The following is a 16,756-nucleotide window of genomic DNA, read 5'->3' on the forward strand; positions in this document are numbered from 1 at the left end:
GAAGCCCCCGTCGAGACGGGGGCTTCGTCGTGTCGGCGACGGATCAGAAGACGTTGGCCTGGAGCCAGGCGAGCGGGTCGATCGCGCTGTCGTTGATGTGGACCTCGAAGTGCAGGCACGAGCCGACGGTCCAGCCGGTGTTGCCGACGCGGCCGAGGAACTGGCCCGCGGTGACGCACTCGCCGACCTGGACGGCGCGGGTGCCGTAGTCCATGTGCGCGTACAGCGTGGACACCGCGTTCTGACCGCTCAGAGCGGGGTGGGAGAGTTCGACGGAGACGCCGTAGCCCTGGTAGCTCTCCTGGGAGAGGGTGACGCAGCCGTCGGCCGCGGCGTAGATCGGCGTGCCGATCGGTGCGGCGAAGTCCTGGCCCATGTGGCTGCGGCCGGTGCGCGGCGCGCCGAAGCCGTCGGTCAGCGTGTAGGAGCCGGCGGCCATGGGGTAGATGACCTGGCCGGGCTTGGCGATTGACGCGACGCCCGTCCGTGCGGCGGCGGCGGTGGCGGCCTGCATCGCGCTGAGCTCGGTCGGCGTCGTCGCGGTGAACGTGCCGTGCACCTGGACATCGGGGAGCACGCCGTGGGCGGCCGTGAACGACTGCGCGCGGATGTCGGCGGAGGCGCTGTTGGATGCCTTGGCATCGCTCGCGCGGACCATGCCGATGGCGGGGAGCGCGGTGCCGACGACCAGCGCGGAGATGGCCAGGGCCGCGCCGGTGCTGCGGCTCAGGTGCCGGACGTTGCGCCGAGGGCGCTTGCCGGCGGGGACGATGTGCGCGGCGACCTGCTCGGGGGCGGCGGAGCGCCTAGGGGGCTCGGCGGCCTGCGGCGGCGCCGGGATGCGGGACTGCGGCGCGGTGGGGTCTGCGGCGCGGGCTCCGGAGAACGTGCCGCGGTCCGCGGGGGCGGCGGTGGTGCGGGGGGCCGTGGGGGCGGCCGCGCTGCGGGCTTCCGCTGCGGGGGGCGATGTCACCGAGGGGCTCTGCGTCGCGGAAGGGGCCTGCGCCGGCGTGGTGGCCTGGGCTGCGGCCAGCGCACGCATCTCGCGACGGGAACGGGGCGCAGCGGTGCCGGGGGTCGCTGTGGGGGAACCTGCGGAATGGGCAGAGGGGAGCTCGGTCTCGGGGGCTCGCGAACTGATGATGTGCTCCTCGGGCAGCGGAGGGGGTGTGACTTTCTCCGCGTTCGGGGGGCGGAGAGGTGTTACAACTCCGTAATAATACGGGTGGTTCCTGAGAGTTCCATAGATTGGCCGCGATCGGATCCTCGGCGTGGCGCACGGCGGCGTCGCGTCAGCGGTCACCGCCGCGATTCGTGATGGTCTGCATGAGCGCGAGGTACTCCTTCGGCGTCGCCTCCGGAAGGTACGCGCTTCCGATCGCCATCCCGATCCGCGGGAGCTGCGCCGGATCCGCGTACGCCATGTAGATCGTCTCGTAACGCGGGTTGAACTTGCTCTTGAAGCGGAACAGCGAGGTGAACCCGTACGCCGGTTCGAGCATCTCGCCCAGCCAGCCGAGCAGTCGGTCCATGACCGTCGGGTCCGTGGGCTCCGCGCCGGGCTTGGTGGCGAGCGGGGCTCCGGAGAGGCTCAGCACCTGCACGCCCTGTTCCTTCATGCGCAGTGCCGCCGAGGCGATGACGTACTCCATGATGCCGGGCATGGATCCGTCGCTGCGCCGCATGAAGTCGATCGTCCAGCCGGTGACCTTCCCGTCGGTCCAACTCGGCAGCCAGCTCGTGGTCGCCTCGATTCCGCCGTCCTTGCCGAGCGCGAGGAAGATCCCGACGTCCGAGTCCTTCAGCTCCTCCATGCCGCCGAGCGTGAAGCCCATCTCCGGGAGCTTCTTGTGCGCCACCCACTCCTCGCTGACGGCGGTGATCTCGCGGGAGTAGCGCGAGGGCAGGTCGTGCCACGTCGACCAGAGGGTGGTGAGCCCCTCGCGTTCGCCGCGGTTGAGCGGCTGCCGCACCTTCTGCCATGCCTTGCCGGTGAGCTCGAAGCCCGGGAGGTCGATCACGGTCTCCTCGCCGACGGACATGCACTGCCAGCCGAAGGACGGGAAGATCGGAAGGAAGCGCTCGTGGAAGCTGTAGAAGCAGGCGGCCCAGCCCTGTTCCTCGCAGTAGCCGATGAAGCCCTCGATGGTCTCGCGCTCCGCACCTGGGGCACACACCGGATCCGACGTCGTCAGCGCGATCTTGTTGATCACCCGGTACGCGACTGCGCCGCGGCCGTCCGGCGTGAACCAGTGCGTGTTGCCCGACCAGGTTCCCATGAATCCGAGCGTGCCGCCTCCGCCTCGGCGCAGCAGATCCCGGAACTGCGCCTCCTCCACCACGTGGCTGCCGACCTGCGTGGCCCGGAACAGCCGGATCGCGGCGACGATGAAGACGATCCAGAACGGCACGCCGACCCACTGATAGACGAACAGCGCCGCCCCGTCGACCGGGATCCCCGCGTCGGCGATGGCGGGCAGCAGGCCGGGGGACACGAACGGGCGCACGAGGTCGCCGAGCAGCTCGCCGACGGAGGGCTGTCCGTCGAGGTAGTTGTCGCCGTCGATGAGGCCTATCAGCACGTAGACGCCCGCGCACACCGCGAAGGCACCGAGTGCGGTGACGGCGAAGCGCCGCACGGCCGCGCGCGGTGCGGCGACCTGGAAGCGCCGCCGGGTGATCAGCAGCACCGCGATCACCCCGATCGGCACGAGCACGGCGAGGATCATCGCGATGCCGTCCTCGATGAGCAGGTTGCCGCGCGTCTTGTCGTCGAGCAGGTCGTTGAGGCCGACAGCGATGGCGGTGAGCACGGCGATGACCGCGTTCACGACGAGCGCCAGGATCCACGCCGCCCTGCGGCCGGTGCGCAGACCCCACGCGGCGAGCAGGGTGAGCAGCAGCGGAACGAGGCTGATCAGGAACGGCCCGGGGCCCGACTGCAGGAGAGTGGCGGCCTGGCGCGAGCAGTCCGCGGTGAAGTCCTGGGCGCAGCTCTTGTCCATGGGCTGCGCGTCGACGGGGGAGAAGCCCGAGACGACGAGTCCGAGCGGGGCGTACCAGGACCCGGAGACGAGCACGATGAACGGACCGAGGCCCGTCGCCGCCACGATCGCCGCGACGAGGGTGCGGACCTCGCGGTAGGAGCTGCGATGCCAGGAGGCGCGCACGGCTCCACGTGCGAGCAGGACGCCCAGGAGCAGACCCGCGGCACCGGAGAGGAGCCGGAACACGCTGTCGCTGTCGGCGGCGTAGAGGGCGAACATCACGAGCAGGGTGAAGCCGATCACGCGGATCCGCCGCTGCCACAGCGCAGGGGCGAACGCCGTGGCCGCCATGAGCAGGCCGACCGTTCCGATGGTGGGGTCCGCGACGAGGTCGAAGCTCGCCAGCACGCCCCACTGGGATCCCCAGGACAGCAGCAGGGTCTGCGCGCCCAGGCCGATCAGGATCCCGAGCGCGCCGGTCAGGAAGAACACCCAGACCGCGCGGAGCGTGCCGAGCTTGCGCTCCGCGTACGCGCCCGCTGTGAGGATCAGCACGAGGGCGAGAAGACCGCCGATCACCGAATCGGGGAACAGCAGCGCCGTCACCGGCGTCCACCACAGGCCCACTCCGACGGTGGTGCTCTCGCCGGCCGCGAGCTCGAGCGGGAACCGGCCGAGATAGGTGCCGGTGAGGAACCCCGTTGCGATCACCGCGACCGCGAGCGCCGCGGCGAACGGGTTGCCACGCAGGTACGACAGCACCGCGCGGGCCCATCGGGGAGTCCGACGCGGCTCGGCGGCCGGGGTCGGGGCGGTGTCGGCAGGAGTGTGCTCGGAGGCGGTCATGCGGGGCCCTCTCTGCGATGCGCGCGGTGCCGCGGGATGCGAGGTCGTTCCGGGACAGTTCTCAGAGTGCCGAAGGTCCGCGGGGTTGTACAGCCGACAGGCCCGCGCCGTCGCGGCGCTCGAACACGAGCTGAGTCTCCGTGGCGCGCACCACGTCGTGCACGGTGATGCGCTCCAGCACGATGTCGCGCAGGGCCGCGGCATCGGCGACCGCGACGTGCACGAGGAAGTCGTCGGCGCCGGCGATGTGGAACACCTGCAGCACGCCTTCCGTGGCCGCGAGGTCGTCGAACAGCGTCTCCACGCCGGCCTTGCTGTGGTTGCCGAGGCGCACGCGGATCACCGCCTGCACGGGGCGGCCCAGGGCTGCGGGATCGACGAGCAGGCGCTTGCCGAGGATCACGCCGCGCGCCCGCAGCGAGCGCAGCCGGAAGGCGCAGGTGGAGGCGGGGATCCCGAGGGCCGCGGCCAGCTCCTTGATCGGCGCATCGGGGTGCTCCGCCAGGAGGGCGATGATACGCAGATCGAGGGCATCGACGGCCTGCTGTCCCGGGATCAAGATCCGCTCCTCTCGACGGCGCGATGTTGCTCGCAGCGCAAGCTTCTCACGTCAGGACAGCGATCGCAGCAAGCATGCTGGCACTGCTCTGCGCGCGAAGGGATCCTGGATCCATGATCGACGAGGACTCCCTGCGCGAGACGCCCCTTCATCCCGAGACCGTGGCGGTGCACGCCGGCCGGGCCGACCTGGCCGCCCTGGGGGTGCACGCCGCGCCGATCGACCTCTCCTCGACGAACCCGCTGCCGGACATCGTGCATGGCGGCGACTCCTACGAGTCGATGGCGAACGGCGGACACCCGCTGCCCGACGGCGGCAACGTCTACGCGCGGCTGTGGAACCCCACGGTCGCGCGCTTCGAGGAGGGGCTGGCCGAACTGGAGCACGCCGAATCGGCGGTCGCGTTCTCCAGCGGCATGGCGGCGATGACCGCCGCGATCCTGTCGCACACCACCGGGGCGGGCAAGCACCACGTCATCGCGGTGCGCCCGCTCTACGGCGGCACCGACCATCTGCTGGACTCCGGCCTGCTGGGCGCCGAGACGACCTTCTGCGCCGAGGCCGAGGTGGGCGCGCACCTGCGCGAGGACACCGGACTCATCGTCGTGGAGACGCCGGGCAACCCGACGCTCGACCTCGTCGACATCGCCGCGGTGGTCGCCCAGGCCGACGGCGTGCCGGTGCTCGTGGACAACACGTTCGCGACGCCGCTGCTGCAGAACCCTCTGGACCTCGGCGCGGCGATGTCGCTGCACAGTGCGACGAAGTACATCGGCGGGCACGGCGACGTCATCGCCGGTGTCATCGCCTGCGCGGAGGAGACCGCCCAGGCCCTGCGACGTGTGCGGGCGATCACCGGAGCGCTGCTGCATCCGCTCGGGGCCTATCTGCTGCACCGCGGGCTGGCGACGCTGCCGGTGCGGATGGAGCGGCAGCAGCGCTCGGCGGAGCGCGTCGTGGCGTGGCTGGCGGAGCACCCGGCCGTGGCCGAGGTGTTCTATCCCGGGATCGGAGACGACCGCGCTCTCATCCCGCGCCAGATGCGCGGCGGCGGTGCGATGATCGCCGCCCGCCTGCGCGACGGCTACGCGGCCGCGGAGGCGCTCACCGGTTCCGTGCGGCTGTTCACGCACGCCGTGTCGCTCGGCGGTGTGGACTCGCTCGTCCAGCACCCCGCGGCGCTGACGCATCGGCCCGTTGCCGCGGAGGCGCGCCCGGGGGCGGACATCGTGCGGCTCTCGATCGGACTCGAGGACCCGGAGGACCTCATCGGCGACCTCGCGCAGGCGTTCGCGCGGGTCGCGGCCGCCGTCCGCTGACCTCGGCCCTGCGTCGCGTCACCGCCGTCCGCGCTCGCGACGCGCGCAGGCGACGGGAGTGTCGGCGGCCTCGGGCAGACTTGTGCGGTGACCGGTATGCGAACGTTCTGGACTGCTTTGCCCGTAGAAGGGCGCTGGCTGCTCTCCACCGTCGCGATCCAGACGCTGGGTCGCGGGTTGACCCTGCCCTTCACGATCATCTACCTGCACGAGGTGCGCGGGTTCGACCTGAGCGTGTCCGGGGCTCTGATGAGCATCATCGCCGTCACGGGGCTGATCGTGACCGGGCCCGGCGGTACGCTCATCGACCGCTACGGCGCCCGGCGGGTGCTGCTGGCCGGGCTCACGGCCATGATCGCCGGCTGCGTCCTGCTGGCGTTCGCCACGACGCCGGCGATCGCGGCGATCGGGCTGGTGCTGATGGGCGTGAACTTCGGCGTGTCCTGGCCGGGCTTCAACGCGGTGATCGCCGCGATCGTGGACGGGGATCTCCGACAGCAGTACTTCGGCGTGAACTTCGCGCTGATCAACCTCGGCATCGGTGTCGGCGGCATCGTCGGCGGCTTCTTCATCGACGTGCACCGCCCGTCGACCTTCACCGCCATCTTCCTCATCGACGCGGCGTGCGCCCTCATCCCGATGGCGCTGCTGCTCGGACCGCTGCGGCACGTGCGCACGCATGCGGACCCCGCCGAGGCGCACGAGGAGCCGGCGGAGGGCTACCGCCAGATCCTGCGGCGCCCTGCGGTGCTGTGGATGACGCTGCTGACCTTCCCCGCCGTGTTCATCGGCTACGGCCAGATGGAGGGCGGCTTCCCGGCCTTCGCCCGCCAGGTCTCGGCCGTCTCCACCCAGATCATCGGCTTCTCGTTCGCAGTGAACACGGCCGTGATCGTGCTGCTGCAGTTCGCCGTGCTGAGGCTCATCCGCGGCCATCGGCGCACCAGGGTCATGCAGATCATGACCCTGACCTGGGCGCTGTCCTGGGGCGTCCTCGGGCTCACCGGCCTGCTGCCGGCGTCGCTGGCCGCGGCCATCGGAGTGCTGCTGTTCATGGGCGTCTTCGCGTTCGGAGAGACAATGCTGCAGCCCACGGTGCCGGCGATCTACAACGATCTCGCGACCGACCGCAGCCGGGGTCGCTACAACGCGATCAACGCCGCGGCCTTCCAGGGCGGTGCCATCGCGGGTCCGATCGCGGCGGGCCTGCTGCTCGGAGAGGGGCGTCAAGCGTGGTTCATCGTGGCGATGATCCTCGGAGCCCTGCTCATCTGCGTGCTCGCCCTTGCGCTGGAGCGCCGGATTCCGGCCGCGGCCAACGGGATCCCGGCTCCGCAGCCGGCGTCGGGCGCGGAGACTCGCTGACGAGTCCATGCACGGATTCTGTGCACAATACTTGTGCACAGAATCCGTGCATGCGATCCTGGGCGTATGGACGACCCTGAAGCCCCTGTCGGAATGCGCCTCGACGAACGGGCCGTGCGCGTGCTCGCGCACCCGCTGCGCTCCCGCATCCTCGGTCGGCTGCGCATGCACGGCCCGGCGACCGCGACCGAGCTCGCCGCCGCGCTGAGCACCAACACCGGAGCGACCAGTTACCACCTGCGCGCGCTCGAAGATGTCGGACTCGTCGCGGACACCGGCGACGGCGTGGGCAAGCGGCGGATCTGGCGCGCGAGCACCGACTACCACTCGTGGAGCAACTCGGACTTCGCGGACGACGAGGACGCGCAGACCGCCCTCGGCTGGCTGCGGCGCGACTACGTGCGGCAGTACGCCTCGCGCGCAGAGCAGTGGCTCGACGCCGAGGCGGGCTGGCCCGTGGAATGGGTGGACCGGCTCGGCTTCGGCGATGCGCTGCTCACGGTCACGCCGGCGCAGCTCGCCGCGTTCCAGGACGAGCTCGAGACCCTCACCGAGAAGTACCGCCGCGCCGGTGACGGGGATCCCGCCGCGCGCCGGGTGCAGCTCATCGTGCAGAGCATCCCCGTCGACCTCGACCCGACGGTGCAGCCGTGACCGCGCGCACATCGCGGATCCCGGCCGCACCGGGGGCGACGACGCCGGCGATCGTGGCGGCGCAGCGCCGGCTGGTGCTGCTCACTGCGCTGCGCTGGCTGCCCGTCGGCGTGACGCTCGGGCTCACCGTGCTGCTTCCGCTCGAGCGCGGTCTGTCGATCGCGGCGATCGGATCCATCCTCGCCATCCAGGGCTTCGTCGCGCTCGCCCTGGAGCTGCCGACCGGCGCGCTCTCCGACACGCTCGGGCGCAGGCCGGTGCTGGCCGCCTCAGGCGTGCTCGCCGTCATCGCGAGCACGCTGTTCCTGATCGCCGACTCGTACGCCCTCTTCGCGGTGTCACTGCTCCTGCAGGGTCTGTTCCGCGTGCTCGACTCGGGGTCGCTCGAGGCATGGTTCGTCGACACGGTGCACGAGCACGACCCGCATGCTGAGGTGGCGAAGCCCCTCGCACGGGCGGGGACGGCGGTCGGCACGGCCATCGCCGGCGGCGCGCTGTGCGCCGGACTCCTCGTGGCCTGGCACCCGCTCACCGGCCTCTCCGCCCTGATCCTGCCGATGCTCGCGGCGATCGCCCTGTACCTCCTCTACACCGTGCTCGTCATCCTGCTCGTGCGAGATCCGGCGGTGCGTGGTGCGGAAGCTCTTCGGCCCTTCGCCGCGCTCGCGGAGGCCGCACGAGAGACCCCGTGGACGATCGCCGACGGGCTGCGTCGTGCTGTCCGCTCCCGAGTGCTCCTCGGGCTCGTGCTCGTCGAGGTGTTCTGGTCGGTGGCGATGATCGGCTTCGAGACGCTCACACCGCTGCAGCTGGAGGGGATCCTCGGGGGAGAGGACGCCGCGGCGGCCGTGTTCGGTCCCGCCTCGACTGCCGCCTGGGGCCTGTTCGCGGTCGGGTCCCTGCTCGCGAGCCGGCTGAGCGGCGTGATCGGCGTAGCCGGGACCGCGATCGTCAGCAGGATCCTGAACGGCGCGTTCGTGGTGCTGATGGGGCTGTCCTCGGGCGTCGTCGGCCTCCTGATCGGCTACGGTCTCACCTACCTCGCGCACGGTGCGGCCGGCCCCATGCACGCGGCCCTGCTGCACCGCGAGGCCGACCGCGCCACCCGCGCCACGATCCTGTCGCTCAACTCGATGATCTCCGGTGGCGCGTACAGCATCGGGCTGCTCGTGCTCACCGCGGTCGCCGGGGCCACGTCGCCCGCCCTGGCGACGGCGATCGCGGGCGCGTTCAGCATCATCGGCGCCCTGTGCTACCTGCCGGCGCTGCGTCAGGAGCGCACGCCCGGGGTGACGGCGCCGCCCCGGATCGCGGACGCCGCCTGAATCATCCATCGCCCGGGGACGGGGCCGCTGTTAGCGTGAACCCATGAGCGAGAACGACCGGATCGGGGAAGTGGCGCTGGTGACGGGGACGTCATCGGGCATGGGCATGCACGCGGCCGTGGAACTCGCGCGCGCGGGTGCGCAGGTGATCGCGACGATGCGCGACACCGCCCGGTCGGAGCGCCTGCGGGAGACCGCGGCCGAGGCCGGCGTGACACTCGACGTGCGCCCCCTCGACGTCACCGATCACGAAGCCGCCGAACGCGTCGTGGACGACGCCGTCGCCGCCTACGGGCGCATCGACATGCTCATCAACAACGCCGGTCAGGGTGGCGTCGGCACGGCCGAGCAGCTGTCGATGGAGCAGATCCGAGCGCAGCTGGAGGTGAACTACCTCGCGCCGGTGCATCTCGCCAAGCTCGTCCTGCCCGGGATGCGAGAGCGCGGACGCGGCACGATCCTCACGGTGACCAGCGTCGGCGGCGCGGTCGGGCAGCCGTTCGCCGACGCCTATTGCGGCGCGAAGTTCGCGGTCGAGGGGTTCATGCAGTCGCTCGCGGCCGTCGCGGAGCGATTCGGCGTGCACGTGCGGGTGATCGAGCCCGCCGCCGTCGCGAGCGATTTCGTGCACAACGCCGTGCGCCCGACCGACGCCGGCGCGTACGGGGAGCTCCTGCACGCCTACGTGTCGCGCACGGCGGGCGCGTTCGCGAACGCCCAGTCCGCCGCAGACGCCGGAGCGGCCATCGCCGCCGCCGCGCTCTCTCCCGAGACCCGTTTCCGCTGGCAGAGCTCCGAGGCGGCGACGGCGTTCGTGGGGGTGTCGCTCGCCGATCTCGACGGATCCCGGGTGCGCGCGTTCACCGCGCCGTGGATCGCCGCGGACCGGCCGGTCTGACGGATGGTGGACGGAACCGGCTCGCACACCGGCCGCGCGGCGACGGCCCGTGCTCCGCTCACCGCGGCCGAGGTCGCCGAGCGTCGCGCCCGCGGCGAGGGCAACGTCATCGAGGCCCGCACGAGCCGCAGCTTCGGCGAGATCTTCCGCGCGAACGCCTTCACGCGGGTCAACGGCATCTACCTCGTGATGTTCCTGCTGATCCTCGGCACCGGGTACTTCATCGACGGGCTCTTCGGCCTGCTCATCGTCGTGAACAGCGTCGTCGGCATGGTCCAGGAGGTGCGGGCCAAGCGCACCCTGGACCGGCTCGCCCTGCTGAGCAAGGCTCCCGCCAGGGTCGAGCGCGCCGAGGGCGTCTCCGACATCGACGTGGAGCAGCTCGTGCTCGACGACGTCGTGCTCGTCGCGGCCGGCGACCAGATCCCGGTGGACGGCATCGTGCTCGATGGCACGGGCCTCGAGGTCGACGAGTCGCTGCTCACCGGGGAGTCCGAGCCGGTGCTCGCCGGCGCCGGCTACGAGCTCAAGTCCGGCAGCTTCGTGGCGGCGGGATCCGCCGCGTTCCGTGCGACGGCGGTGGGGGAGCACGCCTACGCCGCCCGTCTCGCCAAGGAGGCCTCCGAGTTCCGCAAGCCGACCTCGCAGCTGCGCGCGGGGATCGATCAGATCCTGAAGTACGTCACCTGGGCGCTCATCCCGGTCGGCGCGCTCACGATCATCAACCAGATCTGGGGGCACTCGGAGGACTGGCGCAAGGCGGTCCGGGGTCTCGTGGCCGCGCTTGTGCCGATGGTGCCGGAGGGGCTCGTGCTGATGACGAGCGTCGCGATGGCCGTGGGTGTGATCCGCCTCGGCCGTCGGAACTGCCTCGTGCAGGATCTGCCGGCGATCGAGCAGCTCGCCCGCGTCGACGTGGTGTGCACGGACAAGACCGGAACCCTCACCGAGGACGGCATGCGGGTCGGCGCGGTGGAGCGGCTCGGCGAGGCGGACGACCGCATCGAGGGCGCGCTCGCTGCGCTCGGGCGGGCCGAGGGCAGGCCCAACGCGAGCATGGCGGCGATCCTGGAGCACGTGGGCGATGCGCCGGCCCTGGCGGTGCAGACCTCGGTCGCCTTCTCCTCTGCGCGCAAGTGGGCCGCCGTGCAGTGTCCCGGCATCGGTCCGCAGTCCGCGCAGAGCTGGGTGCTCGGCGCGCCGGACGTGCTGCTCGCGGACGGAGACTCGGTGCGCGAGCGCTCCGAGGCGCTCGCGGCGGAGGGGCTGCGCGTGCTCGCCCTCACGCGCTCCGATGCCCCGCTGCCGGCACCGGATGCTCCGGGCGACGGGCTGCCGGAGGGACTCACCGCCGCGGCGCTCGTGATCCTCGATCAGCGCCTGCGCGCCGAGGCTCCCGGCGCGATCGCGTACTTCGCGCAGCAGGACGTCGACATCAAGGTCATCTCCGGGGACAACGCCGCCGCGGTCGGCGCGATCGCGTCCGAGGCCGGGGTGCCGAACGGGCGCGACGCGGTGGATGCGCGCGCACTGGATCCCGACTCCGCGCATTTCGACGCCGAGGTGCAGGAGCGCACGGCGTTCGGGCGGGTGACGCCGACGCAGAAGCGCGCGATGGTGCATGCGCTGCAGCGCGACGGTCGCGTCGTCGCGATGACCGGCGACGGCGTCAACGACGTGCTCGCCCTCAAGGACGCCGACGTCGGGGTCGCGATGGGGTCCGGGTCGCCCGCGGCGCGCGCCGTGTCGCGCATCGTGCTGCTGGACAACTCGTTCGCCACGCTGCCGCACGTCGTCGCCGAGGGGCGCCGGGTGATCGGCAACATCGAGCGGGTCGCCACGCTGTTCCTCACCAAGACGCTGTACTCGATCCTGCTCGCGCTGCTCGTGGCGGTCACGGCGGTGCCGTTCCCGTTCCTTCCCCGGCACGTCACCCTCATCGCGTGGTTCACGATCGGGATCCCCGCCTTCTTCCTCGCGCTCGCGCCGAACACGGCCCGTGCGCAGGACGGCTTCGTGCGCCGGGTGCTGGATGCGGCCGTGCCGGGCGGCATCGGCGCCGCGCTCGCCTCCTACGGGGCGTATCTCACGGCGCGGGCGGTGCTCGGGACGGGACCCGAGGTCGAGAAGCTCACCGCGTCGACCGCGTTCCTGGCGCTCGTCATCGTGGCCTTCTTCGTGCTCATCACGGTCGCCCGCCCCTTCCAGCCGTGGAAGATCGCCCTCGTCGGCGCCATGGTCGGCGGGATGCTCGTCGCCATCCTCACCCCGTTCGGGTCCCGGCTGTTCGACGTCGATCTGCACGACCCGCGCGCGGTCCTCATTGCGTGCGCCTTCGGCGCGGCGGGCATCGGCGTGCGCTACGCGACCCGGGCCGTGCTGCGTGCCGTGTACGGCGCGGTCACCCGGCGCCGCGCGCGGCGCGAGGCGGCAGCCACCCACTGAGCGGCCGCGCTGGAGCCGACGCCGTCGTGGCCGTCATTGCCGGGCGAGGGCCAGCTGCCGGGCGGTGCGGATGCGGCGCACCGCCGCACGGTCGGCGAGAGCGGCGCCGATGGTGCCGGCCCGGCAGGCGAGGTCCTGCGACTGTCGCTCCACCAGCGCGTGGAACGCCGCGGCGACGGCGAGGCTCAGCGGCACGCCCACGAGGCACGCGAGCCACCACTGCTCCGCGCCGAGGAGATAGCAGAGGGTGGCCAGGATCGGCGCGTGCACGAGATAGAGGCTGAACGACACGCGGCCCAGCCACTGTATCGGCCGGGTGCCCAGGGCGCTCTGGGCGGGCGGCCAGACCACCGCGAGGATCACGAGCAGCGCCGCCCCCGCGGCCGCGAGGGCCCACAGCAGGTCGGCGGCGACGGTGCCGGCGGTGAGCGGTCGTGCGAGCCAGCTCGAGATCAGGAGCACGCACGCGACCACCGCGACCCCGGGCAGCGCGCGTCGCACCTGCGGGCGGGCCGCCCAGTCGCGCAGCTCGGAGAAGCGCACCGCGATGAGGGTGCCGAGCAGGAACACCGGAAGATAGGCCAGCGCGGAGTTGCCGCTGGCCCGCCCGAGGAACATGAGGACGATGGTCAGCACGGCCACCGGCACGGCGAAGCGCCGCACCCGCAGCGCCAGCCACACGTACACCGGGAGCAGCAGCGAGAAGAACAGCTCCCAGCGCAGCGACCACAGCACGTTGTCGATCGGATAGTCGGAGCGCAGCAGGGTCATCTGCGAGAGCACGTCCGCTGCCGAGACGTGCGTCGCCTGGGCGTCCTGCATCCAGGAGTCCTCGGGCATCGTCGAGGCGTCGCGCGGCACCAGGCGCACCAGGAGCGTCGCGGCGGCCAGCGCGGCGATCACCGGCACGTAGAGCCGCACCAGCCGCGCCGGGAAGTATCGCGCCCAGGAGAATCCCGGCCGCAGCGCCGGCAGCGCGACGACGAGACCGGAGAGCACGAAGAAGACCATGACCGCCTCGGATCCGGCCAGCAGCAGCTTCAGCGGCGACTGCGTGAGCAGCGCCCAGCCGGCCGGATCCAGCCAGGGCTCCGCGATCAGCGAGGCATGGTGGATGAGCACGATCCCCGCGGCGAGGCCGCGGAGTCCGTCGAGCGAACTGATCCTGTTACCGTTCCGTGACATCCCTTTCCACGCTAGGCACGGAGTCTGGACGCCCCCTGAGCCGGGGCTCAGGGCTTGCGGAGGACAGCGCGATCAGCTAGTCGCCACCTCGATGACGTCGCCGCCGGTGAGCGCGACGAGCTCGTCGAAGGTCATCGGCATCACCGTGTGCGGCGTGCCCCCGGCCGTCCAGACGACGGCGTAGTCGCGCAGGGCGGCGTCCACCACCGTGCGCACCGGCGCGGGATGGCCCACGGGCGCCACTCCGCCGATCGCCTGCCCGGTCACCTCGCGGACGGTGGCGGCGGGCGCCATCGCGACGCTCTCGGCCCCGACCGCTGCGGCCAGCACCTCGACGTCGACCCGGTGCCGCCCGCTGGTCATCACCAGCAGCGGTTCGCCGTCGGCGAGGAAGAGCAGGCTGGATCCGATCGCGCCGACCTCGCAGCCCAGTGCGGCGGCGGCCTGCGCCGCGGTGCGCGCGGAATCCGGGAGCTCGCGCACCTGCGACGCGAGCCCCGCCGCCCGCACGTGCTCCTGCACGATCCTGCTGCGCTCGGGAAGGGATGCGGTGGAGGCCTGCTCAGTCATGCGACCATGCTGGCACAGCGTCCGCGTCGCAGGCGGAGCATGGAACGATGGATCCATGACCACCGCCAACCTCACTCGCACCGAGACGGCCGCGCGATCCGCGAGCGTCACTCTGCTGCGTTCCCGCCTCGAGCTCGACGTGACCGGCGCCGTGGACGCCGCGACCACGGGGTTCCCCACGTCGAGCACCCTCGAGTTCGACGCGACGGCGCCCGAGACCTGGATCGACTTCCTCGGCGAGGCGGTGCACGAGGTCGTGCTCAACGACACGTCGCAGGACGTGGAGTGGGACGGTGCCCGCATCCGGCTCCGCGGGCTCGCCGCGCACAACACGGTGGTGATCCGCGCGACCGGCGCCTACAGCCGGTCGGGTGAGGGGCTGCACCGCTTCGCCGATCCGGTGGACGGCGGCGTGTACCTGTACACCCACGACGAGCCGGCCGACGCCCGCCGGTTCATGGCCTGCTTCGAGCAGCCGGACATGAAGGCGCCGCTGACGGTCGTCGTGACCGCACCGGCGGAATGGGAGGTGCTGGCCAACCAGTCGCCCGTGTCCACGCGGGTCGACGACGGCGCGCAGACCGTGGAGTTCGCCCCCACGCTGCCGCTGTCCAGCTATCTCACCTGCATCGCGGCGGGTCCGTACGTGCGCGTGTCGTCCGAGTGGCGTCGTGACGGGCTCGTGGTGCCGCTCTCGGTGCTCAGCCGCGCCTCGATGGCGGAGCACCTTCCCGCGGACGAGATCCTGGAGATCACCCGCCAGGGCCTGGACTTCTTCGCGGACGCGTTCGCCTTCCCGTATCCCTGGGGCAAGTACGACCAGATCTTCGTGCCGGAGTACAACATCGGCGCCATGGAGAACCCCGGGCTCGTCACCTTCACCGAGGCCTACCTGTATCGCGGCGCGGCCACGCGCGCGCAGCGGCAGGCTCGGGCGAACACGATCCTGCACGAGATGGCGCACATGTGGTTCGGCGACCTCGTCACGATGCGGTGGTGGGACGACCTGTGGCTGAAGGAATCTTTCGCCGACTACATGGGCTCGCACGCGTCCGTCGCCGCCACGGAGTTCGGCGACGCCTGGGTCGCCTTCGCCAACCGCCGCAAGGCCTGGGCGTACACGCAGGACCAGCTGCCCACGACGCACCCGATCGTCGCCGACATCACCGATCTTGAGGCGGCGAAGCTGAACTTCGACGGCATCACCTACGCCAAGGGCGCCGCCGTGCTCAAGCAGCTCGTCGCGTTCGCCGGTGAGGACGCGTTCTTCGAGGGCGCCCGGCGGTACTTCGCACGCCACGCCTACGGCAACACCACGCTCGAGGATCTGCTGGTCGAGCTCGAGCAGGCCTCGGGCCGCGACATGCGCGCCTGGGCGCAGGCCTGGCTGCAGACGACCGGGATGAGCACGCTGCGCATCGAGCGGGATGCCGACGGCGCGGCGGTCGTGGTGCAGAGCGACCCGCGGCCGCACCGGCTGCAGATCGGCGTGTACGACCTTCGCGAGGACGCGCTCGTGCTGCGGGAGCGGGTGCCGGTCGACCTCGTCGCGGAGCGCACCGCCGTGACGCTGCCGGACGCGGACCTCGTGCTCCTCAACGACGGCGACCTCACCTACGCCAAGGCGCGCCTCGACGACCGCTCCCTCGCCGCCGTCGAACGCGGACTCTCCTCGCTCGACGACGCGCTCGCGCGCGGCCTCGTCTGGGCCGCGCTGTGGAACGCCGTGCGGGACGGGGACCTCGCCGTGGCCCGCTACCTGGCGATCGTGGTCGCCCACGCGCCCGGGGAGAGCGACAGCGCGCTGCTGGGCGGCGTGGTGCTGAACGCCGCCTTCGCCATCGGGCACTACCTGCCGGAGGCCGACCGCGCCGAGGCCCGGCGGGCGTGGCTCGACGCCACGTGGCAGGCGCTCGGGGATGCGGAGCCCGCCGGCGACGCGCAGCTCGTCTGGGCGCGCGCGTTCGCCGCCGCTGCCTCCTTCGACGACGCACGTCGGCTCGACGTGTCCACGCTGCTCATCGGTGCGGGCCCCGCGGGGCTCGCGATGGATGCCGATCTGCGCTGGGAGCTGCTCACCGCGCTCGTCACCACGGGTCACGCCGGCGCCGAGGAGATCACGGAGGAGCAGCTGCGCGACAACACCGCGAGCGGCCGCACGGCCGCCCTCGCGGCGGCCGCGTCCACGCCGAACGAGGCCGTGCGCGCGGCGGACTGGCGAGCGGCGTGGGGCGACCTCACGCTCAGCAACGGCCACCTGGACGCGACGATCCGCGGATTCGGCGCGGGCGCCCGCCGTGACCTCGTCGAGGCGTTCGACGCGGAGTACTTCACCCGCATCGAGCAGGCCTGGGCCGAGCGCTCGATCGAGATCGCGCGTCGCCTGGTGATCGGCCTGTATCCCAACGCCGAGTCCACGGAGCTGGCGGACGCGTGGCTGGATGCGCATCCGCACGCCCCGGCGGCGCTGCGCCGGATCGTGCTCGAGCAGCGGGATCACCAGCAGCGGGCGATCCGCGTGCGGCAGGCGCAGGGCGCCCTCGTCTGAGCGCCGAGGCCCCTGAGCCTGTCGAAGGGTCCGGAGGCGGCGATGCCCTGACCCC

Annotated in this window: 12 protein-coding genes; 7 read left to right on the forward strand and 5 right to left on the reverse strand. The window is 72.0% G+C overall.

Annotation, left to right across the window (positions count from 1 at the left end; all coding sequences use genetic code 11):
- Window positions 1–43: 43 nt before the first annotated feature.
- The 3 genes from ACYQ1L_RS07630 to ACYQ1L_RS07640 form a co-directional block, all read right to left on the reverse strand.
- A complete protein-coding gene (locus ACYQ1L_RS07630; protein WP_460003615.1) occupies window positions 44–1,042 on the reverse strand; it encodes a M23 family metallopeptidase in 999 nt (332 codons plus the stop codon).
- 250 nt (window positions 1,043–1,292) lie between these two features.
- The gene (locus ACYQ1L_RS07635; RefSeq protein ID WP_460003616.1) at window positions 1,293–3,833 is read right to left on the reverse strand and encodes a bifunctional lysylphosphatidylglycerol flippase/synthetase MprF; all 2,541 of its coding nucleotides are present in this window, start codon (window positions 3,831–3,833) and stop codon (window positions 1,293–1,295) included.
- 61 nt (window positions 3,834–3,894) lie between these two features.
- A complete protein-coding gene (locus ACYQ1L_RS07640; protein ID WP_460003617.1) occupies window positions 3,895–4,392 on the reverse strand; it encodes an Lrp/AsnC family transcriptional regulator in 498 nt (165 codons plus the stop codon).
- Window positions 4,393–4,505: 113 nt separating this feature from the next.
- On the opposite strand from ACYQ1L_RS07640, the gene ACYQ1L_RS07645 reads away from it, so the two are divergent.
- The 6 genes from ACYQ1L_RS07645 (at window position 4,506) to ACYQ1L_RS07670 (ending at window position 12,398) form a co-directional block, all read left to right on the forward strand.
- The gene (locus ACYQ1L_RS07645; protein ID WP_460003618.1) at window positions 4,506–5,711 is read left to right on the forward strand and encodes a trans-sulfuration enzyme family protein; all 1,206 of its coding nucleotides are present in this window, start codon (window positions 4,506–4,508) and stop codon (window positions 5,709–5,711) included.
- A 96-nt stretch (window positions 5,712–5,807) separates the two neighbouring features.
- A complete protein-coding gene (locus tag ACYQ1L_RS07650; RefSeq protein WP_460005779.1) occupies window positions 5,808–7,076 on the forward strand; it encodes an MFS transporter in 1,269 nt (422 codons plus the stop codon).
- A gap of 66 nt (window positions 7,077–7,142) precedes the next feature.
- Entirely contained in the window at window positions 7,143–7,730 is a 588-nt protein-coding gene (locus ACYQ1L_RS07655) for a helix-turn-helix domain-containing protein (protein ID WP_460003619.1), read from the forward strand.
- Entirely contained in the window at window positions 7,727–9,055 is a 1,329-nt protein-coding gene (locus tag ACYQ1L_RS07660) for an MFS transporter (RefSeq protein WP_460003620.1), read from the forward strand. Before ACYQ1L_RS07655 ends, ACYQ1L_RS07660 begins: the two co-directional genes overlap by 4 nt.
- 43 nt (window positions 9,056–9,098) lie before the next feature.
- Window positions 9,099–9,953 carry an SDR family NAD(P)-dependent oxidoreductase gene (locus ACYQ1L_RS07665; RefSeq protein ID WP_460003621.1) on the forward strand — a complete coding sequence of 285 codons (855 nt, stop codon included), beginning with the start codon at window positions 9,099–9,101 and terminating at the stop codon, window positions 9,951–9,953.
- 3 nt (window positions 9,954–9,956) lie between these two features.
- Entirely contained in the window at window positions 9,957–12,398 is a 2,442-nt protein-coding gene (locus ACYQ1L_RS07670) for an HAD-IC family P-type ATPase (protein ID WP_460003622.1), read from the forward strand.
- Between the two features lie 33 nt (window positions 12,399–12,431).
- Here the strand turns inward: ACYQ1L_RS07670 and ACYQ1L_RS07675 are convergent, their stop codons facing one another.
- On the reverse strand, window positions 12,432–13,583 hold the full coding sequence (locus tag ACYQ1L_RS07675; RefSeq protein WP_460003623.1) for an acyltransferase family protein: 1,152 nt from the start codon (window positions 13,581–13,583) through the stop codon (window positions 12,432–12,434).
- A gap of 72 nt (window positions 13,584–13,655) precedes the next feature.
- Window positions 13,656–14,153 carry a YbaK/EbsC family protein gene (locus ACYQ1L_RS07680; protein ID WP_460003624.1) on the reverse strand — a complete coding sequence of 166 codons (498 nt, stop codon included), beginning with the start codon at window positions 14,151–14,153 and terminating at the stop codon, window positions 13,656–13,658.
- 55 nt (window positions 14,154–14,208) lie between these two features.
- On the opposite strand from ACYQ1L_RS07680, the gene pepN reads away from it, so the two are divergent.
- Window positions 14,209–16,701 carry an aminopeptidase N gene (pepN, locus tag ACYQ1L_RS07685; RefSeq protein WP_460003625.1) on the forward strand — a complete coding sequence of 831 codons (2,493 nt, stop codon included), beginning with the start codon at window positions 14,209–14,211 and terminating at the stop codon, window positions 16,699–16,701.
- Window positions 16,702–16,756 lie beyond the last annotated feature (55 nt).

The organism is Microbacterium xylanilyticum, assembly GCF_054654695.1.